Here is a 22,958-nt window from a genome sequence, read left to right as displayed (position 1 = left end):
CGTGGGAGATCAGACGCTCGGCCCGGACGCGGCGCGCGACCTCCTCGCGGCCGGCGCGGCAGCGTACTCCCGTGGAGAGGTCGCCGAGGCACTCCGGACGTTCGAGCGGGTCGCCCGCTCGACCACCGGCGATCTGCGGACGAGCGCGATCATCAACGCGGCCAGCATGTCCGACGAGCTGGGCGATCACACGAGGGCAGTCGACCTCTACCGGGAAGCCCTCGCGGTGATGCCGGCCGACGCGGCCCGGATGCGTCCCGCGGCGCTGGTCAACCTGTCGCAGGCCTTGCAGCACCTCGGCGACCTCGACGGTGCGCAGGACGCGCTCGAGCAGGCGCGGGGACTGCTCGCGGCAGCCGACGATCAGGGCGACCTGCGGGTCGCGTGCCTGCTGTCACTGACCGCGGTCGCGATGCACCGGCAGCAGTGGGCGCACGCGGCCGACATTGCCACCGAGTCCCTCGACGCGGCGCTGCGTTTCGCCCCCGCGCTGGCGGGCCACCCCCTCATGAACCTGGCCGCCATCCACTTCGAGACCGGGCGCTTCGACCTTTCCGACGACTTCGCCGGCCAGGCGCTCGACGCGTTCGAGACGGCGGGCGACGTCAACGCGGTCGCCGAATCACAGCAGAACCTGGGCATCATGCACGTCCGCTCGGGGCGGCCCGACGACGCCGAACCGCTGCTGCTGTCGAGCCAGACGTATTTCGAGCGCGCCGGGATCAGCCACCGGGCGGGAATCGGGTCGAAGGTGCTGGCCTTCCTCGCCGAGGGCCGCGGCGACACCGAACGCGCGTCGACACTCTATCGCTGCAGTCTCGACTACTTCCGGAGTTCCGGAGCGGTACTCGACGTCGCGGACGTCGAGACCCGCCTCGCCACCGTCGCCTTCGGTGAAGTGCGGCCCGACGAGGGAGAGACACTGCTCGCCGCCGCGTTCGACACGTACCGCGGGCTGGGGCTCGGGCTGCACTGCGCGCAGGTCGACTTCTGGCATGCAGCCCTCCTCGAATCCGCGCTCGCGGTGTCCGGCACCCCCGACAGCGCGGTGCGGGCACGAGCCACCGCGCTCGCGGTGCCCGCGGCGATCGCCATCGACGCCGTGCGGTGCACACTCCCGAACGGGCGTCAGCGCGAGCAGTGGAACCGCGAGATCGCCGATCCGGCGATGCAATTGGCGTTCCGTCTCGCCTACGCGTCTGGTGATGCGCACCTGGTGGCCGAACTCGTCGAAGCGCAGTGCGCGGGGACGACGGTGGACGTCGGCCGGGCCGGGCACCGCACCCCGGCGCGGCTCCCTCTGCAGTTGCCGGACCTTCCCCCGGCAGGCGCGACCGGCACCGAGGGTTCGTTTTTGCTCGGCGCCGCACTGGCCGGGGTCGCGGCCGGTGCCGGTCTGCCGGTGCCCCTTCCTCCGCGACTCGTCACGCCGGATGGACGGAATGTGCTGGGCACCGCAATCGCGGTCGCCGAGGAACGCTATGGGCGCGACGTCCGGGACAGCCGGGTGGTGCCCGCACGGTGACCTCGCCCGGGTGTCACGGTCGTCACACCGCACGTCCGGCGACTACCTCGGGCGGTGTGGGTGGAGTGCGGCACTGACCTGCAGCGCTGCCGATTCGGCGACCATTGATAGCCCCACCCAATCTATGGAATAGGTCTCATAGATTGGACCTATTCCAATGTGCTGGATAGCCTCGTCGTGTCGGCTTCCCCGTATCCACCGAATAGAGGTTTCAATGGCCCTGATCAACACGCAGATCAAGCCCTTCGCCGCCAACGCTTTCAAGGACGGCGCGTTCATCACCGTGTCCGCGGACGACATCAAGGACAAGTGGGCGGTCTTCTACTTCTACCCGGCCGACTTCACCTTCGTCTGCCCGACGGAACTCGGCGACCTCGCCGACCACCACGAGGAACTGCAGCGCCTCGGCGTCGAGGTCTTCTCGGTGTCCACCGACACGCACTTCACGCACAAGGCATGGCACGGATCGTCCGACACCATCGGCAAGATCAAGTACGCCATGATCGGTGACCCGACCCAGGAGATCAGCAAGAACTTCGAGGTCCTCCGCGAGAACGAAGGATTGGCCGACCGCGGCACCTTCCTCGTCGACCCCGACGGTGTCATCCAGTTCACCGAGGTCACCGCAGAAGGCATCGGGCGCAATGCCGCCGAGCTGGTTCGCAAGGTCAAGGCAGCTCAGTACGTCCGGTCGCACCCGGGCGAGGTCTGCCCGGCCAAGTGGGAAGAGGGCGAAGAGACCCTCGCCCCGTCGCTCGATCTCGTCGGCAAGATCTGACGCAGCCCAGTCGTACCGCAGGCACGGGCTCAGGTTTCCTGAGCCCGTGCGGGCGGTTCCCGGTGCTCAGCTCCCGTGGGGGCAATCGGTGTCGCACCAACACCTTCCGGACCACCTGAACCAGAATTTCCGGTTTCCGATCCCTTGTCCTCCCGATCGATGGAGTAGATCCTCATGCTCGAAGCCTCGCTTGCCGGCCAACTGAAGTCCCTGCTCGAAAAGCTGACCCTGCCGATCGAGCTCGTGTCCTCACTCGACGACGGACCCAAGTCTGTCGAACTCGCCGAACTGCTCACCCAGATCGCGGCGATGTCGGAAAAGATCACCTACGAACGCCGCGACGACGACACGAGACGTCCGTCGTTCGCGGTCCGCCGCAGCGGCACCGACATCGAGGTCCGCTTCGCCGGCATCCCCCTCGGTCACGAGTTCACCTCGCTCGCACTCGCTTTGCTCCAGGTCGGCGGCCACCCGTCGAAGGAGGCTCCCGAACTGCTCGAGCAGGTCCGTGACCTCGACGGCGACTTCCACTTCGAGACCTACTTCTCGCTGTCCTGCCAGAACTGCCCCGACGTGGTGCAGGCCCTGAATCTGATGTGCGTGCTCAATCCGCGCATCAGCCACGTCGCGATCGACGGCGCCCTGTTCCAGGACGAGGTCGACGGCCGCCAGATCATGGCTGTCCCGACGGTCTTCCTCAACGGCGAACTCTTCGGCTCCGGCCGGATGAGCCTGGAGGAAATCGCCGGCAAGCTCGACGTCGGTGCCGCCGACCGCGCCGCCGCGGCGATCGCGCAGAAGGATCCGTTCGACGTGCTCGTCGTCGGAGGCGGACCGTCCGGTGCCGCGGCCGCGGTATACGCCGCGCGCAAGGGAATTCGCACCGGCATCGCCGCTGAGCGCTTCGGCGGTCAGGTGCTCGACACCATGGCGATCGAGAACTTCATCTCCGTCCCCTACACCGAGGGGCCCCAGTTCGGGTCGGCGCTCGAGAATCACGTCCGTCAGTACGGCGTCGACATCATGAACACGCAGCGTGCCGCGAAGCTCGTGCCGGCCGCCACCGAGAACGGTCTCGTCGAGATCGAACTGGAAAGCGGCGCTTCTCTTCTCGCTCGCACCGTGATCCTGTCGACGGGTGCGCGGTGGCGTTCGATGAACGTGCCCGGCGAGGACACGTACCGGAACAAGGGTGTGACCTACTGCCCGCACTGCGACGGACCGCTGTTCAAGGGCAAGCGCGTCGCCGTGATCGGTGGCGGTAACTCCGGCGTCGAGGCCGCCATCGACCTCGCGGGCATCGTCGAGCACGTCACACTCGTCGAGTTCGACTCGGTGCTCCGCGCCGACGACGTGCTGCAGCGCAAACTGCGCAGCCTCCCCAACGCCGACATCCTCCTGAGCACGCTCACGACGGAGGTCCTCGGGGACGGTAACAAGGTCACCGGTCTGACCTACCAGGACCGCACGACCGACGCCTCGCACACGCTCGACATCGAGGGTGTCTTCGTCCAGATCGGCCTCCTGCCCAACACCGAGTGGCTGGCCGGGTCGGTCGAGTTGTCCGACCGCGGCGAGATCGCGATCGACGACCGCGGCCAGACGTCGGTGCCCGGCGTGTTCGCTGCCGGCGACTGCACGACCGTGCCGTACAAGCAGATCGTGATCGCCGCCGGTGCCGGAGCAACGGCAGCGCTGAGCGCGTTCGATCGGCTCATCCGAACGGGCGTACCCGCCGAGGATTCCACCGCCGCAACGGTCGGATAGCTCGGCCGAGGTCGACGAGCCGTGCCTGCATGTCAGGCACGGCTTTCGGCTTTCGGCTCGACCCGGGTGCCCGGTACGCACACCAGCGCCCGGGTGGTAAGGGATGCTGTGACAGTGCCGACTCACCTGTCTCACCCGCCGACCGCGATCGTCCGGATGGCCGACGCCGGCGATCTGTACACGTCGTGGCGGTGGACCCACGATTCTCACCCCGGCGGTGTCGGCGTCGCACCCGCCGTGCAGGTGGACGAAGCCCTCGCCGCACTGGCCCGGGCCCTGCCCGACCTCACGGATCCGCAGGGGCTGCACCACGCGCTGACGGCGGGCGGTTTCTCCGCTTACGAGCCGGAGCACGATCTGGCTCAGCTCCTTTCACGCACATTCCTTCCGTTCGGCCTGGCGCAGCAATTGCACGAGCTGTTCACCCGCGGTGTGCGCCCCCACCTCCGGATCCAGCCGTCGCCCCGCGTCGCGCAGGTGCCGTGGGAACTGATCGCACCCGACGCCGGGCTGCGTCTCGTGGACATCGCAGACGTCAGCCTGCTGGCTCCGCTCAGCATCGTCCACTCGCCCGGCCGACCGGTCCGAGCCTGGACGCACACCCGACAACTCCCCGTCGTCGCGGTGCTCGACCCCAGGGTTCCGGGCTTCCGCGCGGATTCGGCGCTCGGCTCGGTCCTGGGACGGATGGCCGCGGACAGTCCGCTGTCGCAGCGGGTCGCGACCTACGCCGGGGAGGGCCGGCTGCTCCCCGCCGTCGACGGACCGACGGAGTGTTTCCGCCGCGAAGACGTGGACCGGGAGTGGCTCGGCGCAGCGTTGCGTGACGGTGCGGGCCGCCTGGTGTACGTCGGACATGTCACCGCGGCGGCACCCGGATCCGGTCAGAGCGAGCACGCCGAACTACACCTCGCCTGCGCCGCGGACTCCGTCGGGTTCGCGGAGCCGACCCGTGCCCACCGGCCGTTGTCCGCGAAGGACCTGCTGCTGGGAACGCACACGCTCACGGCCGAGCCGATCCGCGGCACGGACCTGTGGCCGATCCCGAGCAGGGTTGCACTCATCGCCTGCGAGAGCGGTGGCGACCTGCGGTTCAGCGAGGCACTCGGATTGGTCTCCGCGATGATCGCCGGCGGGGCCGAACTCGTCACGGCCAGCCGCTGGGCCCTGCCCACCGACCTCGCGTTCCAGCGCATCGCCGGCGCCACATCACACTCGTGTCCTCTGCAGGACGCAATCTGCTCGATCGACGCGGCGCACGAACTGCCCGACGCGGTCGGCGCGCTCTGCGACTGGCAACGCGACCGGGTGGCCGCCTGGCAGGACGAGCGGACGATCGAGCACTCGCCGGTGCTGTGGGCGGCGTTCGCGACGGTCTCGACGCACTGATCCGCCTCGGCCGTCCGTTCCCCACAACGTGTCGGCCAGTCGTTGTACCGTCGTTGCTGTCGGTTCCGGCACGAAGAAGGAGCATGTCCCATGACCTCTCGGCTCAACCCCTACATCAGCTTCGACGGCAACGCGCGGCAGGCAATGGAGTTCTACAAGGACGTCTTCGGAGGCACCCTTGCATTGAACACGTTCGGTGAATACGGTGCGCCGGAGGGCGAGGGCGCCGACAAGATCATGCACGCCATGCTCGAGTCGGACAGCGGCTACACGATCATGGGTGCAGACACCCCGCCCGGAATGGAACACAACCCGGGAACCAACATCGCGGTGAGTCTGAGCGGAGACGACGGCGACGAACTCCGCGGCTACTGGGCCAAGCTCGCCGACGGCGGATCCGTGTCCGTGCCCCTGGAGAAGCAGATGTGGGGAGACGAATTCGGTGCCTGTACAGACAAGTTCGGCATTTCATGGATGGTCAACATCGCCGGCACACCCGGCTGATCGCAGCGCCGGGTAGTCCTGCAGATCGATGTCGGTAGCGAAGGAGTCGGTCAGCTTCATCATCAGGCCGAACAGGGTCTTGGAATTGAACGTCCAGTTGCGCAGCCTGATTCGAGTAGCCGACTTCGGCGCGAGAAACGGTCCGGCGCTGCCCTTGCGGGCGATCTTCGCGTACCCGTGCATCTGCTCGTTGTAGCGTCCGAACGCAACGCGGTGGTCGCCGTCGGCGGCGGCAAGCTCACCCGCCAGTACATACGCACCCACGAGGGCGAGTCCGGTCCCGAAGCCGCCCAGCGTGTTTCCGTACGCGGCGTCGCCGACCAGGGCCACGCGGCCGGCGGTGTACGTATCGGTCTCGACCCTCGCGATCGAGTCGAGGTAGAAGTCGGGCGCGTCGTCCAGGTGCGCGAGCAGCCGGGGCACGCGCCACCCCGAATCGGCATACGCGGTGGCCAGCATTCGTTTCTGCTGGGTGAGGTCGCCGCGGTCGTACTCGATCCGGCCGGAGGCGAAGACGAACAATTCCGGAGCCTTCGGTCCGCCGACGACGGCCATCCGTCCCGGCTCGTTGTACATCAGCCCCGTCCCGCGTTCCCGGTCCGGCGAGGTGTCGCTCGCCGAGCCGGTGGTCCCGACGACGGCGTAGTAGTACCCGAGGAATCGGACGAATTCGTCCTCCGGCCCGAACCGGTGACGTCGGACGGCCGAGTGGATGCCGTCGGCGCCGAACACCAGGTCGAACCGGCGTGCGTCCGACTTCTCGAACGTGACCTCGACACCTGACTCCGTGTCGACCAGTGCGGTGACGGAATCGCCGAAGAGGTACTCGCACGAATCCGCGGTGTACCGGTAGAGGATCTCGGTGAGGTCGCCCCGCAGGATCTCGATGTCGCCGCCGACGAATTCGCCCGGGATGGTCGCCAGGTGCTTGTCGCGTTCGTCGACGATCAGGAGGTCGGTCTTTCCGGTCTGACTGCGGAGCACGTCGTCGAGAATTCCCATCCTCTCCAACACTTTTCGGTGAACCTCCCCCTTGAAGTCGACGGCCTGGCCGCCGAGCTGGAGGTCCGGTGCCCGCTCGACGACGGTGACGGCGTATCCGCACCGACTGAGCCAGAACGCCAGGGCGGGCCCGGCGATGCTCGCACCAGAGATCAGGACGGTTCTGTTCGGCATGGGAGGCTCCAACGGATTAATTGTGTCTGACGGACACAATTCAGTGTATGGTAGACACTATTCCGGATCAAGAGTCGGCCGGAGGAGCGCAGATGGTCACCCAGCCCCGTACCGCCGAGCTGCTGTGGGGATCGTCGGAGAGACCGAAGCGGGGTCCGAAACCCGCGCTGAGCCTCGAACAGATCGTCGCCACCGCGATCTCGATGGCGGACGCCGAGGGCCTCGCCACGCTGTCGATGCAGCGCCTCGCCGAAGACCTCGGGTTCACCAAGATGTCCCTCTACCGCTACACCCCCGGCAAGGCCGAGTTGACCGCCCTCATGCTCGATGCCGCTCTCGGACCCGCGCCCGACCCGTCCGGGATCGACGGCGGCTGGCGCGGTGCGCTCCACGAGTGGGCACTCCGGATGTGGGCGGGCCTCCGGCGGCATCCGTGGGTGGTGGACGTCGCCGTCGGTCCGCGTGTGCTGGGCCCGAACGAACTGGACTGGCTCGAAACCGGCCTCGCAGCGCTGCGCGACACGGGACTCACCGGCGCGGAACGGCTGGACGCGGTGGTCCTGATCACCGGACACGTGCGCAGCCTCGTTCAGCAGGCAACGGCACCCGGCGCAGAAACCGACACACCCGAGAAGTCCCTGAACGCGATCATGACGGACATCCTCGCCGACCACGCCGACCGCTACCCCGAGGTGACAGCCGCGTTCGCGTCGGCCGGATCCACCTCCGGGCACGACGACGCGCTCGAGTTCGGCCTGGCCCGGATCTTCGACGGTCTCGCCGCCCTCGTCGCGGCCCGTGCCGAATAGCAGCGCGCGGGGCCCTCAGCTCGCCTGCGGTTTCAGGTCGCCGTAGTGGGTGTGCGCCTTGCCGGCGAGAAGCCACAGAGGCGCCGACGCGTCGTCGTCGGTCAGGTAACCCTTGTCGCGACCGTCGGCCAGGTACTGGGAGCGCACCCATTCCTCCATCGCCTCGTTCGACTGGTCGGGCAGACCGTAGATCTGCGCGACGGCGCGGTGAAGTTGTTCATCGTCGACGGTCATGCCCTGCGGCTGCTTTCGCAGGTTCAGCGCCTTGTCCGTCTCCCCCGCTCGGTGCAGGTGGACGATGTGGAAGGCCATCTCGCACACGAAAGGCTGGTTTCGGTTCACGATGCTCCTCTCCGTTCGTCACCCTCGATCGTCCCGCCCGAGTCCGTCCGGCGCCAGTGCGAACTATCGGCCGGTCCGCGCTCCCCGTCCGCCCCGCCGGTGTCCGGGGCCGAATAACGCGTTTCCACGGCGGATCTCGGTTGTGCTCGTGTGACGCCGACGGCGAATCAACGCGCGCAGTGTGGCCGAGTTCTGGTAGCCCACAGCGGACGCGATCGTGTCGACGCTCTGCTGCGTCGTGCGTAGGAGGAATATCGCCTGGTCGAGTCGGATCTCCTGAACGAACTCCACCGGCGACATGCCCAGCACTGAGGCGGTGGTGCGTTGCAGCGTTCGTTCACTCACCCCGATCGCGTGCGCGACCGAGTTGATCGGCAACGGTTCCGCGAGGTGATCGCGAATCCACCGTTCGAAGGCGGTCATCGTCGGATCGGCGGTGGCGAGCAGGGACGGCACCGCGAAGATCGCCTGCGAGGGCCGGTCGCCGATCAGAAGGTACCGCGCGACGAGATCTGCCAGCGCCGGGCTGTGCTGCTGGACGATCGCCAGCGCGAGATCGATGTGCGCGAACGCCGCCCCGGCCGTCGTCACCCGGTCGTCGTGGATGAGGGTGCGCCGCTCGTCGAGGTCGACGCGGGCATAGCGGGCTCGGAACGCCGGCCCGAGCCACCAACTCGTCGTCGCGGTCAATCCGTCGAGCACCCCTGCCTCGGCGAGGAAGAACGTGCCACTGCACGCCGCGGCGAGGGCGGCGCCGGAACCGCGACCCGCCGCGACCCAGTCGAGGGCGGGATGCCCACGCACCACGTCGACGATCCGATCCGGCGTCTTCACCCCCACGGCGGGCATGACGAGGACATCGGGCGGCACGGTGATCTCCGTCAGCGGGGTGGTGGCCAGCACGAGTCCGTGACCGGTGCGGACCGTCGGTCCGACCGCGACGGGGATGACGGTGAATGCCTGGTCGCCCGCCTCCGCGTCGTCACGCAGGGCATCGGCCGTCGCCAGGACGTCGAGCATGACGCTCAGACCCGAATCGAACATGCCGTCCACGGCGAGCACCGCGACACTCATGACGGAAACGGTAACAAAGGTGGCGCTTCCGCCGCCCCGCGTGCCGCTCGACGCCCATAGCGTCGGAGTTGAACGAAGTCGTACATCGACCGAGGAGGAGACATCATGACGATCGACAGAGGAATACTGGCACTGCTCGAGGCCAAGCCGGGCAAGGGCGAAGAACTGGCCGCGTTCCTCGAGCAGGGGCGCGCCCTGGCGGCGGAAGAACAGGGCACCGTCACCTGGTACGCGTTCAAGGTCAGCGACACGACGTACGGCATCTTCGACACATTCGAGAACGAGGAAGGCCGGCAGGCGCACCTGACCGGAGCCATCCCCCAGGCACTCGGCAAGGTCGGGCCCGAACTGCTCGCCACGGATCCCGACATTCGTCCCGTCGACGTCATCGCCGTCAAGTAGGGACGCCCCCGTCGCACGGTTTGCCTCCATCCCCCGTCGGGCACCCGAACACGGACATCGACCGACGAGAGGTGTGGTTCCCAGTGCGAGCAGTCACGTGGCAAGGCAAACGAAAAGTCAGCGTCGACACCGTCGCCGACCCGAAGATCGAACACCCGACCGACGCCATCATCAAGGTCACGACAACGAACATCTGCGGCTCCGATCTGCACCTGTACGAAACTCTCGGCCCGTTCATGGGAGAAGGTGACATTCTCGGCCACGAACCGATGGGGATCGTCGAAGAGGTCGGGACGGAGGCGGGCGACCTGAAGGTCGGCGACCGAGTGGTGATCCCGTTCCAGATCTCGTGCGGCGACTGCTTCATGTGCAACATGCAGCTGTACACGCAGTGTGAAACGACGCAGGTTCGCGAGCAGGGCATGGGAGCGGCATTGTTCGGCTTCTCCAAGCTCTACGGCGAGGTGCCGGGAGGACAAGCCGAGTACCTGCGTGTTCCTCAAGCCCAGTTCACCCACATCAAAGTCCCCGAGGGCCCGCCGGATTCCCGTTTCGTCTACCTGTCCGATGTGCTGCCGACGGCGTGGCAGTCGGTCGAATACGCCGCGATCCCCGAGGGCGGGTCGGTCACGGTGCTCGGCCTCGGACCGATCGGAGACATGGCGGCGCGCATCGCCCACCACAAGGGCGCCCGGGTCATCGCGGTCGACAACGTCCCCGAACGCCTGGCTCGCGCCAAGGCCCGGGGCATCGAAACCCTGGACCTGGACGAGCACGGCGGCGATCTCGCCGACGTCATCCGCGACGCGACCGACGGTCGCGGCACCGACTCGGTGATCGACGCGGTCGGCATGGAGGCGCACGGTTCACCGATCGGCAAACTCGCCCAGCAGATCGTCGGGTACCTGCCCGATGCGGTCGCGGCGCCGCTCATGCAGAAGGCCGGTGTCGACCGTCTCGGTGCGCTGTACTCGGCGATCGACATCGTCCGCCGCGGAGGCACCCTCTCCATCATCGGCGTCTACGGCGGCATGGCCGACCCGATTCCCATGCTCACCTTGTTCGACAAGCAGATTCAGGTGCGCATGGGCCAGGCCAACATCAAGAAGTGGGTCGACGACATCATGCCGCTCCTCGGCGACGACGACCCGCTCGGCGTCGACACCTTCGCCACTCACGAACTCCCCCTCGAACAGGCACCCCACGCCTACGAGATCTTCCAGAAGAAGCAGGACGGGGCGGTGAAGATCCAGCTCAAACCCTGAACGACGAAGACGCAGGCGGCGATGGCCGGGATCCCGTGACGGGTGGCCCGGCCACCGCCGCCGTTTTGCGCAAACCGGATAGACCTCTCCGTGATAATCCCGCTGACCAGCACGGATGCCGGAGAAATCCGCATCACGCCGGCGCAGAGCGGATTGCTCCTTTTAGCGATGCCCCTCACACTCATAAGCGAGGAAACCTGATATTCAGCGACCAGCTGTCGCAGGTCTTGCGTACGACCCAGCCCCAGTGAGGTGTCAAGGAGAGTCTTCGAACCGTCCGGTCGGGTAGTACCCGGACCGGCGCGTCCGGGGGCATACTTGGCCGACTCGGGGGTGTCCGCAGACGATACGGAGAAACTGATGCTCGACCGGCTGTACGCCGCTGTCCTCGCCGTCGCCGGGCTCGGCTACGGGGGATACATCCTCCTCGACGAGCTGACCGGAGGCTCGGACACCCCCGGAGAGGAAGACCATCACCTCCGCCGAGAACCCTCCGAGCAGGTGTCCACGGCATAACCGCACCTTCGTCACGGAACGCCGATGGACCGCTGCGGCAGGCAGTGGCCGGCTCACTGGTCGACGGTGAGGCCCTTCGCTTCGAGCACCTGGGCGAGATTGCTGACCTGGATCGGGGTTTCACCCTTCTTGTACCGCTCGATGTAGGCTGCCTCGGCGGCGTCGCGCTCACGGGAGGCGTCGATGGCGAACTGGACCTCGTCGCGCCGGACCACCACCACTCCGTCGCAGTCACCCTTGATCACGTCGCCGGGATAGATGATCTGGCCGCCGAACACCAACGGCTGGTTGACGGGACCGAGGGATTCCTTCACCGTTCCCTCGATGCACACGTGCTTGGAGAAGACGGGAAACCCGAGTTCGCGGATCTCCCGACTGTCCCGCACTCCGCCGTCCGTGACCAGTGCGCTGATGCCTCGGGCCACGCACGCGTTGGCCAGCACGTCGCCGAACTGGCCTGCAGGCTGGTCGCCGGAGGACACGATGAGCACGTCGCCGGGTTGCGCGTAGCTGATGGCGACCTGGAGCATGATGTTGTCGCGCGGATGGCAGACGACCGTGAAGGCCGTTCCGCAGAACGACATGTCGCGGTCGATGGGCTTGATCCCCGAATCCAGTGCACCCTTGCGCCCCTGGGCTTCGTGGATGGTGGCGGCCGAGAAGGCGCCCAGTCGGTCGATCGCGGCCTTGTCGGCGCGGTCGATCTTGGTAGTGACGTGAACCATGATGTCTCCGTTGGTCGGGTAAGAGCGGGTGGGATCAGCTGAGCGACGCGACGGCCTTCTCGACCGCGGCGACCGCATTCCGCAGAACGTCCTCGGACGTGGCGAACGAGACGCGGAAATACGCCTGGGCGCCGTACGCGGAGCCCTGAATGGTGGCCACCGACGCGTGGTCGAGGAGGAAGAGCACCACGTCCTGATCGTTCTCGAGCAGCGTGCCGTCGGGAGTCCGCTTGCCCACGAGGCCGGAGCATCCGACGAACAGGTAGAACGCGCCCTGCGGCAGTATGGGTTCCAGACCCTCGATGCGGGAGAACAATTCGAAGACGACATCCCGCCGTGCGCGGTAGCTCGCGACGGACGTGGTGACGAAACTCTGATCGCCGGTGAGCGCCTCGGCAGCGGCGGCCTGACTGATCGACGACGGGCAGGAGGAACTCTGCGACTGCAGCTTGTTGATCGCTGCGATCAGGCCCTTGTTCCCGACGCCGTACCCCAGACGCCAGCCGGTCATCGCGTAGGCCTTCGACACACCGTTGGTCACCAGGATCCGATCGCGGAGGTGCGGCGCGGCCGACAACAGGTTCGGAAGGGGTGAGTCGGTGAAGACGATCTCGTCGTAGATCTCGTCGCAGAGGACGTTCACGTGCGGGTTACGGTCAAGGACAGCTGCCAGGTCCGCCAGTTCCTGCTCGCTGTACACCGAACCCGTCGGATTCGACGGGGCGTTGAGGATCACCCATTTCGTCGCGGGAGTGATGGCGGCGGCGAGCTTCTCCGCGGTGAGCAGGAACCGGTCGGATTCCGGGCAGTCGACGACGACGGGTGTTCCGCCGTGGACGGTCACCATGTCGGGGTACGACACCCAGTAGGGCGCGGGCACGATCACCTCGGTGCCCTCCTCCACCGTCGCCATCAGCGCCAGGAAGATGACCTGCTTGGCACCTCCGCCGACGGTGATCTCGTTGTCCGCGAACTCGACCCCGGTCCGGGCGAGCATCCGCTTCGAGATCGCTTCCCGCAGTGCGGGAATACCGTTGACGGGGGTGTACTTGGTGAGACCGGATTCCATCGCTGCGACGGCTGCCGCCTTGATGTGGTCCGGCGTGTCGAAATCGGGCTCTCCGACCGTCAGGTCGAGGATCTCCCGCCCCGACGCTCGAAGCTCGCGAACCCGTTGCGCAGCTGCCACACTCGGCGACTCACGCATCTGGTCGACTCGTGCTGCAGGGACGAAGGTGGACATTGTTCCTCCTGGTAGAGGGCGTGGGAACGAAAGAAGCCGGGAAGTCGGGCGGTACCTTCACACCCAGGCTATCGGGGGCACATCACGCCTGTACAAGACCGATTACTTGTCGGGTGATAGCCGTTCGACATGGCTGGAATCAGAACGCCAGCAACACCTTCGCGGACGTGGACGCGTCCTTCGCGACGGCGAAGGCCTCGAGGCCGTCCTCGATGCCGAACTCGTGACTGATCACCGGTTCGACGTTCAGGCTGCCGTCCGCCAGAGCGGCGAGCACCGAATCGATCTCGTCGTTGAATCGGAAGGAACCGACGAGTTCGAGTTCCCGCGTGATGACGAGCGAGAGCGGCGCGGGCTGAAGACCGGTGGGGAGCAGTCCGAGCATGACGACTCGGCCGCCGCGCGTCGCGCCGCGAATGGCCGATTCGAGCCCGAAGCGGTTACCGGAGCATTCGACGACGACATCGGCGTCGACGGCCGCGATGCTCTCGGAGTCGGTGGCGTCGAGGGTCCGGTCCGCGCCGAGCGCCCGTGCAACAGTGAGGGGATACTCGTGCACGTCGACTGCGGTGATCTCGCGCGCACCGGCTCGGCGCAGGACCGCCACCACGAGGGCGCCGATGGGTCCGCATCCCACGACGAGTGCGCTCTTCCCCGACACGTCGCCGGCGCGGGCCACGGCATGCCACGCGACGGCGGTGGGTTCTGCGACGGCAGCGGTGCGCAGTGGAAGGTCCGGCGGCAGCGGCCGCAGCATGCGCGAGGGCAGAACTGCGTACTTCGCGAATGCCCCTTCGGTGTGGGGGAATTGCGCCGCACTGCCGAGGTACGTGCATCCCGGTGAGAGGTTCGGGCGGTCCGCGGGGAACCTGGCGCCGCGACCGCCGGGGGTGGCGGGGTGCACGGCGACTCGTTCACCCGCTGCGGGGCCGCCGCCGTCCGCCGCGGCCTGCACCACCGTTCCCACCACTTCGTGGCCCAGCAGCATCGGTGCCTTCAGAATCGACTCACCCGCCGCCCCGTGCGTCCAGTAGTGCAGGTCGGATCCGCAGATCCCGCCGTAGGCGATCTCGACGACGGTCTCGGACGGCTCGGGCCGGCGCAGCGGCACCGATTCGATGCGCAGGTCTCCCGCGGCGTGCGCCACCACCCCGAGGGTTTCGGCCGGAAGCGGGGCGCCGAACTCGCGCTGTGCAGTGTTCACCGCGGGTCTCGATCGTTGCGCCGGATGAAGTCGAGTCCACCCGGTACCTGGAACGTGGGCATGATTTCGATCAGGCCGAGATTGACGTGGCCCGGGGCGTCGATCGCGAACTCGATGGTGTCGGCGATGTCCTTGGTCGTGATGGATTCGAAGCCTTCGTAGTACGTCTCCCACGCCTCCTTCATCGCCTCCGGCGACCCGCCCAGGTTGCGTCCGAAGATCTCGGTTTCGACTCTGCCCGGGCAGATCTCCGTCACGCGGATGCGCTTGCCGATGGTGTCGTTTCGCAGCTGTCGCGAGATCTGGTGCACCGCAGCCTTCGTGGCGTGGTAGGCGGTGTGGCCGTAGAAGTTGTACAGGCCGGCGATGGAGCTGATGTTGACGATGTGGCCGAGGTCCCGCTCGACCATTCCCGGCATCAGCAGCCGGCACAGGTGCAGCACCGCACGGAGATTGACGTCCACCATGGCGTCGACCGAATCCGCGGAGGCGTCCAGGATGTTGCCGGTGGCCGACACTCCCGCGTTGTTGATCAGCACGTCGATCTCGAGCCCCTCGACGGCGGCGCTCAGTGCGTCGATGTCCGTGATGTCGACGGCGAGCGGGATCATTCCCGTCTTGTCCGCGACCTCGTCGAGCCGTTCCTTGTTGCGGGCCACACCGTAGACGGTCAGTCCGCGCTTGGTCAGGATCTCGGTGACCGCGGCACCCATTCCGGTGTTGGCGCCGGTGACCAGTGCCGTCCGGTAGTCGTTGAATGGCATAACGCTCCCTTGCCTTGCTGGTGGTGAAAGTTGGTACAGCCCGGTGGTCTTCGAGTGGTCAGGAGACCACCGGGCCGAGTCTGGATCCGTCAGAGCGTGTCGCGGAGAGGCACGTGCGCCCGGTCGGTGATGGTGCTGACGGCGATGAGGGTGCCCACCGCGGTGACGACGGCATAGACCGCGGGAACGTAGATTCCGAACTGAGGAATCAGCCAGGTCATGAGCAGGGGCGCCGTGCCGCCGAAGACCGCGGAGGAGATGTTGTAGCCCAGCCCGTACGCCGAGTACCGCACCCGGGTGGGGAAGAGCTCGACGATGAGGATGTGGATGACGGCGGTGTGACCGGCGAAGATCACCGCCATGATGCATGCGCCGACCACTGCGAGCACGAAGTTGCCGGTCGCGATCAGGGCGTAACAGGGGATGGCGCCGATGGCCATGGCGATCGCCGCGCCGGCGATGACCTTCTTGCGGCCGACGCGGTCGGAGAGAGCACCCATGAACGGAATGGCGATGCAGATCGCCACGAGGCTCGCCGCGGTCACGAGCAGGGCGGTGCCGGTCGAGAAACCGATGTTGTCGCCCTTGAGGAACGTCGGCATGTAAGAGAACAGCACGTAGTAGCCGGAGCCGTTCATCAGCGGGATGAACAGCGCGAGCAGCATCGCCTTGCGGTGCTCGGGGGTCGCGAACGCTTCCTTCAGCGGGTTGCGGGACAGTCCGCCTTCGGCCTTGAGCTTCTCGAAGTTCGGGGTGTCGCTGATGGCCCGGCGGATGTACCAGCCGATGATGCCCATCGGGATGGCGACGAGGAACGGCACACGCCAGGCCCAGCTGGCCGGTCCGCCGCCGTTGATCGCGGCCTCGTTGAGCCACGGTGACATCGCGAACGCCACGAGCGTGCCGGTGAGCAGGGCCAGGAAGGACGCGATCTGTGCGTAGCTGGTGATGAGTCCGCGCTTGCCCTCCGGCGAGTGCTCGGCGAGGAAGGTCATGGCGCCCGCCGCCTCACCGCCCACGGAGAATCCCTGCAGGATGCGCAGGAGGATCAACAACGCGGGTGCGGCGACGCCGATCGCGGCGTAGGTCGGGAGAATGCCGATTCCCGCGGTGGCGACGCTGATCAGCATGATGACGAAGACGAGCATCTTCTGCCTGCCGATCCGGTCGCCCAGGATGCCGCAGACGACTGCACCGAGAGGTCGCACGAAGAACGAGATCGCGTAACCGGCGAAGACGAGCATCAGCGCGTCACTCGACTTGGAGACGTCGAAGAAGACGATGGCCAGGGCGGTCGCCATGAAGGCGAAGATGCCGTTGTCGTAGAGCTCGACGAAGATGCCCACGCAGCCTGCGAGAACGACTTTGCGTAGCTGGCGGGGTTGCACCTCGTGTTCGGACGTGTGCCCGGCCGTGTCGGGTGAGATCGCGTTGGTCATGCTGACTCCATCTGGGGTACCGAGCTGTGCTGGGCGGATGTCGTTTCTGTGTGAAGGGGGATCCGAAGACTGGCGAACGCGTTCGCCACACGTGAGCGGAGGAGATCGATCGAGCGTCGTTGTGACCGGTACGCGTCCACGGCGTCGGGGACGGTCACCTTCCTGAACCGGACCTCCTGGCCGGGGCGTGCCTGGCCGAGCTGGGACAGAGCGGTGGCGGTCACGACCGCGAGCACCGGGTATCCGGCGGTCACCCCTCGTCCGCGATGCAGAACGAGGATCTCGTCGCCGGCGGGAACCTCGACCGCGCCGATCGGCACGCCGCGGGAGAGCACCTCCGTCGACCGGTCCCGCCGAGGGACGGGGCTGCCCGGATCGGTCGGCGTGAGGCGGAGACCGATGTGGTTCGAGTTGCCGCCGATGACGAAGGGGGTGTCGAACAATCGGGCGGAGGTCGAGCCGAATTCGTGGACGTCGGGACCATCCGTCACGTCGATGGTCCAGCATCCGGTGAAGGCCGCGGGCCGGGCGCCGAGCCGGAACAGCGGCATCCGGAAGTGCGGGTGGTCGATCGGCGGTCCGTCGACGTCGATGGCGACGGACTCGCCGACCGTCAGTTGCCGGCCGAAACCGAGAACCGAGTCGGGGGCGCAACTACCGAGCAGGTAGGGCGCGTCGATCGTTCCGTGCACGGCGAGGTAGACCCTGAGCCCGTCGCGGATTCCGCGGACGGTGAGTTCTTCACCTGCGGTCCACACGAACGGCTCCCACTGTGGGCGGGTGACACCCCCGACCTGCACCTCCGCCGGCGCTCCGGTCACGGCGACGAGCAGGTCGATGCTCGCGACGGCGCCGAAGTCCATGGCGACCAACTCGAGCAGGGGTGCCGTACGCGGGCTTCCGACCAGTGCGTTCGCCACGTCGGCGCTGTACTGGTCCGAGGCGCCGCCGGTCATCTGGCCGAATCGGGATGCTCGGAGCCGGCCGAGGTCCTGGATCGAGGTCAGGCCGGGTGTCGTGACGGTGATCGATTCAGCCATGACGGACCCCCTCGTACGTCGACCACTCGGCGGCGGTGATCGGAACGAAGAGGAACGTGTCGCCGGGCCGGAAGTCGGACAGTGGGTCCGTCGCCGGATCGACGATGGTCAGCGGTGTTCGACCGATCACCGGCCAGCCTCCCGGCGCGGGACGCGCGGACACGACGGCCTGCCTGCCCGCGACAGCGACCGCGCCGGCCGGCACGTGCGGCCGCGGAATCGTGCGGCGTGGGACGGGCCGCGGGAAGGCGGGGCCGTCCAGCATCGGGGCGCCACCTGGGGAACCGAAGCAGCGCATGGTCAGTGGGCCTGCGCCGTGCAGTCGGATCACCTCGGCGGGTGAGAGTTCGAGGTGTGCTGCAACCTCGTCGAGGTCGGGGCCGAATTCTCCCCCGTAGACGACGGGGATCTCGAACTGCCGCGGGCCGCGCGCCGCGGCATCCGCGGGGAGCTCGATCAGCCGTTCGACGTGTGCACGGATGGCGTCGTGGGTGGTTGCACCACAATCGAATTCGACCAACAATGCGTCGTACGTGGGGATGATGCCGGTGACCGCGACCTCGTCGCCGCGTGCGTCGAGCGCGGCGGCAACCGTGTGGACCACATGCCAGCGCTCCTCGGCATCCGCGGACAGCGACGTCAGACGTACCGCGGAGTCTCCACAATCCGAGAGGACGAACTCCCGGTGCGGCCGGATGCACGTCACGCCGGACACGACGCGGACTCCTTCTCTTCCTTGCCTGCGAGGACCTCGGTCACCGGGGCGATGACAACGCCCGCACGCAGGAGCGCCTCCCGGATCGCTCGCGCGTTGCGTACGGCGTCGGCGCCGTCACCGTGCAGCAGCACCGTGTCGGCCTCGATCGGGATGCGGGTGCCGTCGACGGCCTCGACGACACCCTCCGTCACCATCTGCACGGTGCGCGCCACCAGAGTGTCCTGGTCGTGAATCACGGAACCGGGTTCGGATCGCGGCACCAGGGTGCCGTCCGAGCGGTACGCGCGGTCGACGATGGCGACGATCGCGACGCGAACCCCCCGCTCACGGGCGTGGTCGGCGAGTTCACCGTCCTGGGCGAGCACGATCAGCCTCGGGTCGAACGCTTCCACCGCGTCGACGACGGCACGTGCGTAGTCCGCGCGCGTCGCGACGAGGTTTCCCAACCGACCGTGCGGTGCGATGTGCGAGAGCGTCGTGCCGTGTGATGTCGCGAAGGCATGCAGCGCGCCGAGTTGGTACAGAACGTCCGTGCGTACCTCGTCTGCGGTGAGGTCCATCGCGCGCCGGCCGAAGCCTGCCAGGTCGGGAAAGCTGGGGTGCGCGCCGATGCCGATTCCGCGGGCGACGCATCCTCGGACCGTCGCGTCCATGGTCCTGGGGTCACCGGCATGGAATCCGCACGCGACGTTGGCGGACGTCAGCACGTCGAGCAGAGCGTCGTCGTCGCCCATCGTCCATGCGCCGAAGCTCTCGCCGAGGTCGGCGACGAGATCGATCTTGACAGTCACGGTGCCTCCCATGGGGACCTGCAGTGGAACCGCTGGTGCAGTTCCTGTGAACTTTCGATGTAAACGGACGCTACGCAGGATCCGGTTCGGGCGGTTAATACCTGTTTTACGTGAGGCGATAACGAACGTCTATGGTGTTTGAACAGCGGCGATGCAAAAGGGAAGAACAGCGCCTCGCATTTGGCTACGGCGGTGTTTCCGCCCGGCAACCTTGTCGAAACCGCGGCGTGCTTGCGTCGCCGCATCGTCAGAAAGGCAGATCGCTCGTGGATACCCGACGCTTGTTCTCATTCGTCCGCATCGTCGACGCCGGAAGCATCACGCGGGCGGCCGACATTCTGCACATCGCCCAGCCGGCACTGAGCCAGCAGATGACGGCACTGGAGACGCACTTCGGTCAGCAGCTGCTGATCCGCAGCAAGCAGGGCGTGGAACCCACCGATGCGGGGCGCGCGCTGTACCGGCACGCACAGGTGATCCTGCGGCAGGTGGAGAGCGCGCAAGCCGAGGTGAGCGTCGTCGGTCGAGAACTGGCGGGCGGTGTCTCCGTCGGGCTCGCGCCCTACAGTACGGTGAGTTCCATCGCGTTACCGCTGCTCACCGCGGTGCGGTCGCGGTACCCCAGCATCCTTCTGCACATCAACGAGAACTTCGGCGGTGTGCTGAGCGAGGCCATGATGACCGGCCGCATGGACATGGCGCTGCTCTACGACGCCGGGCCGATCAAGGGCGTCAACTTCGAGCGTCTTCTCACCGAGGAGCTGATGGTCGTCGCCCCGGCAGGCACCGGTCTGCCCGGCGACACCGGGACGGCCGTCGCCATCAAGGACCTCGTCGACCTGCCGCTGCTGCTGCCGGGCCCGATGCACACCATCCGCAAAGTGGTGGAGCAGGCCTACGAACACGCCTTCGAGCACGCGCGAGTGGTCGGCGAGGTGGAATCGGTAACCCTGATGGCGCAGGCGGTCCGGAACGGTCTGGGCGCGACTGTATTACCGTTCTCCGTGGCACGCCGCATCATGAATGTGGAGAACCTGGAACTCCGCCGCATCGAACCGACCATCGAAGTCCAGGTCTCCCTCGGAACACCTGCCAATCAGCCGCTCTCGGGACCTGCCGAGGCGGTACGCGAGGTGTTGCGCAGTGTCGTCGCCAACTACATCCGGACCAGTTCGGAAGCCGACCGAGGCCTTCAGTAGCCCCGGCTCGGGTCGATCGGCGCCATCAAAGGCGCTCCGGCAGCGAAGCGTTCGACGTTGGTCGCGACGTGATCGGCAAGCAGCCGCGTCAGACCGGTCGCCGGATTCGCGACGTGCGGGGTGATGATGGCGTTCGGCAGGGTCCAGAGCGGGTGTCCGTCGGGAAGGGGTTCGGGGTCGGTGACGTCGAGTGCGGCCCCGCCGATCGACCCGGCCCGCAGTGCGTCGACGAGCCCCGCGGTGTCGACGAGGGAGCCGCGCGCCACGTTGACGATCCACGCCGTCGATTTCATCTGCGCGAGCGCGTCCTTGTCGACGATCTGCGCGGTCGCCGCCGTCGCCGGTGCGGCGATGACGAAATGATCTGCTCTGGACCAGACTTCCGACGCACGATCGGACGGCAGCGTCTCGACTGCACCCGGGACCGGGGTTCCCGAACGGGTCACGGCGAGCACCTGCGCCCCGAACGCGTCGAGCAGCGGGATCATCGCGCGACCGATGCCCCCGCACCCGACGATGGCGACCGTCGCCCCGCGCAGCGTGCCCACCTGCGGGTCGAATTCGGCCTTGCGCCAGGAGGTCGCGCGCACCTGCTCGGGGAGGGCACGGACCCCGGCCAGGAGCAGCAGGACTCCGTGTTCCGCGACGTTACCGGCGTAGGCGCCGGCCGCGGACGTCCACGTCCGCTCGGTGTCGACGATCCCCGCGGAGATCCACGGCTCCACACCCGCCGAGGGGAGTTGCACCCAGCGCACCGAATCCGGCAACTGCGCCGGGAACGTGTCGGGGCCCTGCGCCCACACCACGGCTTCGGCGTCGTCGAGCGGGGCGAGTATTCCTCCGCCCCGCTCGATCCCGCGCATCAGGGCGGTGTCAGGGTTCGGTCCGAGGTGAATTCGGGGCGTTGCGGTGTTCTGCATCATGGTCTTTCGAGTCGGTCGGGTGGGGATCACACGACGGCGGTCAGGCCGCCGTCGACGTACAGGATCTGGCCGTTGACGAAGTCCGACGCCGGCGACGAGAGAAAGAGCAGTGCGCCCACGAGTTCCTCGGTGCGCCCCCACCGCCCGGCGGGCGTGCGTTTGGTCAGCCATGCACTGAACTCGGCATCGTTCACGAGCGCCTCGGTGAGCTGGGTATCGAAGTATCCGGGCGCGATGGCGTTGGTCTGCAGCCCCAATGGTGCCCAGTCCGCACACATTCCGCGTGTGAGCATCTTCAGCCCGCCCTTGCTCGCGGCGTACGGGGCGATGCCCGCCCGGCCGAGTTCACTCTGGACGGAACAGATGTTGACGATCTTCCCGTGCCCGCGCCCGACCATCGCCCGCGCGAACTCGCGGCCGACGAAGAAGGCGCTGCTCAGGTTGGTGTCGAGCACGCGACGGAAGTCGTCGTCGCCGGACTCGAGCAGTGGGCTGCGGTGCTGGACGCCGGTGTTGTTCACGACGATCTCGACGGGACCGATCTCGTTCTCGACCCGCTGCGCGGCGGCGGCGACCTCCTCGGGAGCGGTGACGTCGAAGGCGCAGGTGTGGACTGTCGCACCGGTGGCGCGGACGATCTCGTCGCGGCTGCGTGCGAGGGCGTCGGCGTCCCGCCCGTTGAGCACGACCTCCGCACCGGCCTCGGCGAGTCCGTTGGCGAGTGCGAAGCCGATTCCTCGACTCGACCCCGTGACGAGCGCGATCTTGCCCTCGACATCGAAACTCCCGTGCGAACTCACTGTGTGACGACCTTTCGTTCTTCGTGCAGGTATTCGACGGCGGCCCGTGCGATCGCGTCCGGCGCCGGAGCGACGTCCAGGACCACTCCGAACTCGTCGGCGTCGAGCGGCTCGAGGAGCGCGAACTGGGAATCGAGCAGGGCAGGTGGCATGAAGTGCCCGTTCCGCGCCTGCATCCGGCCGTGGATGACCTCCCGCTCTCCCGTGAGGTGGACGAACAGTACCGGGTCGGAGACGTCGCGGAGGATGTCCCGGTAGCTCCGCCGTAGCGCCGAGCACGCCACCACACCACGGCGTCCCTGATCGGACAGTTCCCGCAGTCGGTCACGGACGACTGCGAGCCACGGCGCCCGGTCGTCGTCGGTCAGCGGGATACCGGCGGCCATCTTCTCGACGTTCGACGGTGGATGCAGATCGTCGGCGTCGAGGAACCGGTGGCCGGTCAGTTCGGAAAGTTGCTGCGCGACTGTCGTCTTCCCGCAGCCGGTCACCCCCATCACCACGATGTGGGGTCGCTGATCGCCACTCATGAAATGTTCCTGTCCGCCGGTATGGAGAGATGCAG

At 67.3% G+C, this 22,958-nt stretch carries 24 protein-coding genes; 10 read left to right on the top strand and 14 right to left on the bottom strand.

Translation table 11 applies throughout. The annotated features are described in order from the left end of the window. Window position 1 precedes the first annotated feature (1 nt). The 5 genes from HGB39_RS32795 (at window position 2) to HGB39_RS32775 (ending at window position 5,963) form a co-directional block, all read left to right on the top strand. On the top strand, window positions 2-1,525 hold the full coding sequence (locus HGB39_RS32795; protein ID WP_005564374.1) for a tetratricopeptide repeat protein: 1,524 nt from the start codon (window positions 2-4) through the stop codon (window positions 1,523-1,525). 214 nt (window positions 1,526-1,739) lie between these two features. After that, window positions 1,740-2,303, top strand: a complete 564-nt coding sequence (gene ahpC / locus HGB39_RS32790; protein WP_005250059.1) for an alkyl hydroperoxide reductase subunit C — start codon at window positions 1,740-1,742, stop codon at window positions 2,301-2,303. A 174-nt stretch (window positions 2,304-2,477) separates the two neighbouring features. Continuing rightward, window positions 2,478-4,070: an alkyl hydroperoxide reductase subunit F gene (gene ahpF / locus HGB39_RS32785; RefSeq protein ID WP_005261514.1), complete on the top strand. Its 1,593-nt coding sequence runs from the start codon at window positions 2,478-2,480 to the stop codon at window positions 4,068-4,070. Between the two features lie 114 nt (window positions 4,071-4,184). Further along, the gene (locus HGB39_RS32780; protein ID WP_005261512.1) at window positions 4,185-5,459 is read left to right on the top strand and encodes a CHAT domain-containing protein; all 1,275 of its coding nucleotides are present in this window, start codon (window positions 4,185-4,187) and stop codon (window positions 5,457-5,459) included. 90 nt (window positions 5,460-5,549) lie between these two features. Beyond that, on the top strand, window positions 5,550-5,963 hold the full coding sequence (locus HGB39_RS32775) for a VOC family protein (RefSeq protein ID WP_005261503.1): 414 nt from the start codon (window positions 5,550-5,552) through the stop codon (window positions 5,961-5,963). Here HGB39_RS32775 and HGB39_RS32770 read toward each other — a convergent pair. After that, window positions 5,928-7,139 carry an FAD-dependent monooxygenase gene (locus HGB39_RS32770; protein ID WP_005567613.1) on the bottom strand — a complete coding sequence of 404 codons (1,212 nt, stop codon included), beginning with the start codon at window positions 7,137-7,139 and terminating at the stop codon, window positions 5,928-5,930. The genes HGB39_RS32775 and HGB39_RS32770 overlap by 36 nt on opposite strands. Window positions 7,140-7,231: 92 nt before the next feature. Between HGB39_RS32770 and HGB39_RS32765 the strand changes: the two genes are divergently transcribed. Further along, window positions 7,232-7,948 carry a TetR/AcrR family transcriptional regulator gene (locus tag HGB39_RS32765; RefSeq protein WP_005567614.1) on the top strand — a complete coding sequence of 239 codons (717 nt, stop codon included), beginning with the start codon at window positions 7,232-7,234 and terminating at the stop codon, window positions 7,946-7,948. 15 nt (window positions 7,949-7,963) lie between these two features. Here HGB39_RS32765 and HGB39_RS32760 read toward each other — a convergent pair whose 3' ends face one another. Further along, window positions 7,964-8,290 (bottom strand): hypothetical protein, encoded by a 327-nt coding sequence (locus HGB39_RS32760; protein ID WP_005261491.1) that lies wholly within the window; start codon window positions 8,288-8,290, stop codon window positions 7,964-7,966. Window positions 8,291-8,353: 63 nt separating this feature from the next. Continuing rightward, on the bottom strand, window positions 8,354-9,364 hold the full coding sequence (locus tag HGB39_RS32755) for a GlxA family transcriptional regulator (protein WP_005567616.1): 1,011 nt from the start codon (window positions 9,362-9,364) through the stop codon (window positions 8,354-8,356). A gap of 105 nt (window positions 9,365-9,469) precedes the next feature. Here HGB39_RS32755 and HGB39_RS32750 point away from each other — a divergent pair, with 105 nt between their 5' ends. The 3 genes from HGB39_RS32750 (at window position 9,470) to HGB39_RS32740 (ending at window position 11,547) form a co-directional block, all read left to right on the top strand. Next, a complete protein-coding gene (locus tag HGB39_RS32750) occupies window positions 9,470-9,766 on the top strand; it encodes a putative quinol monooxygenase (RefSeq protein ID WP_005261488.1) in 297 nt (98 codons plus the stop codon). 83 nt (window positions 9,767-9,849) lie between these two features. After that, window positions 9,850-11,031, top strand: a complete 1,182-nt coding sequence (locus tag HGB39_RS32745; protein WP_005567617.1) for a zinc-dependent alcohol dehydrogenase — start codon at window positions 9,850-9,852, stop codon at window positions 11,029-11,031. Window positions 11,032-11,364: 333 nt separating this feature from the next. Then, complete coding sequence (locus HGB39_RS32740) at window positions 11,365-11,547, top strand: hypothetical protein (protein ID WP_005567618.1); 183 nt, start codon at window positions 11,365-11,367, stop codon at window positions 11,545-11,547. Window positions 11,548-11,600: 53 nt separating this feature from the next. Here HGB39_RS32740 and HGB39_RS32735 read toward each other — a convergent pair whose 3' ends face one another. The 8 genes from HGB39_RS32735 to HGB39_RS32700 form a co-directional block, all read right to left on the bottom strand. Next, window positions 11,601-12,272: a 4-carboxy-4-hydroxy-2-oxoadipate aldolase/oxaloacetate decarboxylase gene (locus HGB39_RS32735; RefSeq protein WP_005567619.1), complete on the bottom strand. Its 672-nt coding sequence runs from the start codon at window positions 12,270-12,272 to the stop codon at window positions 11,601-11,603. 34 nt (window positions 12,273-12,306) lie between these two features. Then, entirely contained in the window at window positions 12,307-13,515 is a 1,209-nt protein-coding gene (locus HGB39_RS32730) for an aspartate transaminase (RefSeq protein WP_005567621.1), read from the bottom strand. A 139-nt stretch (window positions 13,516-13,654) separates the two neighbouring features. Beyond that, window positions 13,655-14,719, bottom strand: a complete 1,065-nt coding sequence (locus HGB39_RS32725; protein ID WP_005567624.1) for an L-idonate 5-dehydrogenase — start codon at window positions 14,717-14,719, stop codon at window positions 13,655-13,657. Then, window positions 14,716-15,483: an SDR family oxidoreductase gene (locus HGB39_RS32720; RefSeq protein WP_005567627.1), complete on the bottom strand. Its 768-nt coding sequence runs from the start codon at window positions 15,481-15,483 to the stop codon at window positions 14,716-14,718. The genes HGB39_RS32725 and HGB39_RS32720 overlap by 4 nt, the downstream gene beginning before the upstream one ends. Window positions 15,484-15,572: 89 nt before the next feature. Continuing rightward, window positions 15,573-16,922, bottom strand: a complete 1,350-nt coding sequence (locus HGB39_RS32715) for an MFS transporter (RefSeq protein ID WP_005250039.1) — start codon at window positions 16,920-16,922, stop codon at window positions 15,573-15,575. Next, complete coding sequence (locus tag HGB39_RS32710) at window positions 16,919-17,962, bottom strand: 5-oxoprolinase subunit C family protein (protein ID WP_005567630.1); 1,044 nt, start codon at window positions 17,960-17,962, stop codon at window positions 16,919-16,921. Before HGB39_RS32710 ends, HGB39_RS32715 begins: the two co-directional genes overlap by 4 nt. After that, the gene (locus tag HGB39_RS32705) at window positions 17,955-18,677 is read right to left on the bottom strand and encodes a 5-oxoprolinase subunit B family protein (RefSeq protein ID WP_005567632.1); all 723 of its coding nucleotides are present in this window, start codon (window positions 18,675-18,677) and stop codon (window positions 17,955-17,957) included. Before HGB39_RS32705 ends, HGB39_RS32710 begins: the two co-directional genes overlap by 8 nt. Beyond that, a complete protein-coding gene (locus HGB39_RS32700) occupies window positions 18,665-19,483 on the bottom strand; it encodes a LamB/YcsF family protein (RefSeq protein ID WP_005567635.1) in 819 nt (272 codons plus the stop codon). The genes HGB39_RS32705 and HGB39_RS32700 overlap by 13 nt, the downstream gene beginning before the upstream one ends. A 269-nt stretch (window positions 19,484-19,752) precedes the next feature. Here HGB39_RS32700 and nac point away from each other — a divergent pair, with 269 nt between their 5' ends. After that, window positions 19,753-20,670: a nitrogen assimilation transcriptional regulator NAC gene (gene nac, locus HGB39_RS32695; RefSeq protein ID WP_005250035.1), complete on the top strand. Its 918-nt coding sequence runs from the start codon at window positions 19,753-19,755 to the stop codon at window positions 20,668-20,670. Here nac and HGB39_RS32690 read toward each other — a convergent pair. The 3 genes from HGB39_RS32690 to HGB39_RS32680 are packed head-to-tail and all read right to left on the bottom strand — an operon-like array spanning window position 20,664 to window position 22,923. Further along, on the bottom strand, window positions 20,664-21,593 hold the full coding sequence (locus HGB39_RS32690) for a D-isomer specific 2-hydroxyacid dehydrogenase family protein (protein ID WP_005567637.1): 930 nt from the start codon (window positions 21,591-21,593) through the stop codon (window positions 20,664-20,666). The genes nac and HGB39_RS32690 overlap by 7 nt on opposite strands. Window positions 21,594-21,619: 26 nt before the next feature. Next, the gene (locus tag HGB39_RS32685; RefSeq protein ID WP_064079911.1) at window positions 21,620-22,393 is read right to left on the bottom strand and encodes an SDR family oxidoreductase; all 774 of its coding nucleotides are present in this window, start codon (window positions 22,391-22,393) and stop codon (window positions 21,620-21,622) included. Continuing rightward, a complete protein-coding gene (locus HGB39_RS32680) occupies window positions 22,390-22,923 on the bottom strand; it encodes a gluconokinase (RefSeq protein ID WP_005254592.1) in 534 nt (177 codons plus the stop codon). Before HGB39_RS32680 ends, HGB39_RS32685 begins: the two co-directional genes overlap by 4 nt. Window positions 22,924-22,958: the final 35 nt, after the last annotated feature.

The organism is Rhodococcus opacus (genome assembly GCF_012396235.1).
In the GTDB taxonomy this organism is placed as follows: Bacteria; Actinomycetota; Actinomycetes; order Mycobacteriales; family Mycobacteriaceae; genus Rhodococcus_F; species Rhodococcus_F opacus.
This window is presented reverse-complemented; position numbering and strand designations above follow the sequence as displayed.

Excerpts from the sequence above, each read along its gene's own strand:
- ahpC (WP_005250059.1), top strand. The coding sequence starts at position 1,740 with ATGGCCCTGATCAACACGCAGATCAAGCCCTTCGCCGCCAACGCTTTC.
- ahpF (WP_005261514.1), top strand. The coding sequence starts at position 2,478 with ATGCTCGAAGCCTCGCTTGCCGGCCAACTGAAGTCCCTGCTCGAAAAG.
- HGB39_RS32775 (WP_005261503.1), top strand. The coding sequence starts at position 5,550 with ATGACCTCTCGGCTCAACCCCTACATCAGCTTCGACGGCAACGCGCGG.
- HGB39_RS32770 (WP_005567613.1), bottom strand. The coding sequence starts at position 7,139 with ATGCCGAACAGAACCGTCCTGATCTCTGGTGCGAGCATCGCCGGGCCC.
- HGB39_RS32765 (WP_005567614.1), top strand. The coding sequence starts at position 7,232 with ATGGTCACCCAGCCCCGTACCGCCGAGCTGCTGTGGGGATCGTCGGAG.
- HGB39_RS32755 (WP_005567616.1), bottom strand. The coding sequence starts at position 9,364 with ATGAGTGTCGCGGTGCTCGCCGTGGACGGCATGTTCGATTCGGGTCTG.
- HGB39_RS32750 (WP_005261488.1), top strand. The coding sequence starts at position 9,470 with ATGACGATCGACAGAGGAATACTGGCACTGCTCGAGGCCAAGCCGGGC.
- HGB39_RS32735 (WP_005567619.1), bottom strand. The coding sequence starts at position 12,272 with ATGGTTCACGTCACTACCAAGATCGACCGCGCCGACAAGGCCGCGATC.
- HGB39_RS32730 (WP_005567621.1), bottom strand. The coding sequence starts at position 13,515 with ATGTCCACCTTCGTCCCTGCAGCACGAGTCGACCAGATGCGTGAGTCG.
- HGB39_RS32720 (WP_005567627.1), bottom strand. The coding sequence starts at position 15,483 with ATGCCATTCAACGACTACCGGACGGCACTGGTCACCGGCGCCAACACC.
- HGB39_RS32715 (WP_005250039.1), bottom strand. The coding sequence starts at position 16,922 with ATGACCAACGCGATCTCACCCGACACGGCCGGGCACACGTCCGAACAC.
- HGB39_RS32710 (WP_005567630.1), bottom strand. The coding sequence starts at position 17,962 with ATGGCTGAATCGATCACCGTCACGACACCCGGCCTGACCTCGATCCAG.
- HGB39_RS32700 (WP_005567635.1), bottom strand. The coding sequence starts at position 19,483 with ATGGGAGGCACCGTGACTGTCAAGATCGATCTCGTCGCCGACCTCGGC.
- HGB39_RS32690 (WP_005567637.1), bottom strand. The coding sequence starts at position 21,593 with ATGATGCAGAACACCGCAACGCCCCGAATTCACCTCGGACCGAACCCT.
- HGB39_RS32680 (WP_005254592.1), bottom strand. The coding sequence starts at position 22,923 with ATGAGTGGCGATCAGCGACCCCACATCGTGGTGATGGGGGTGACCGGC.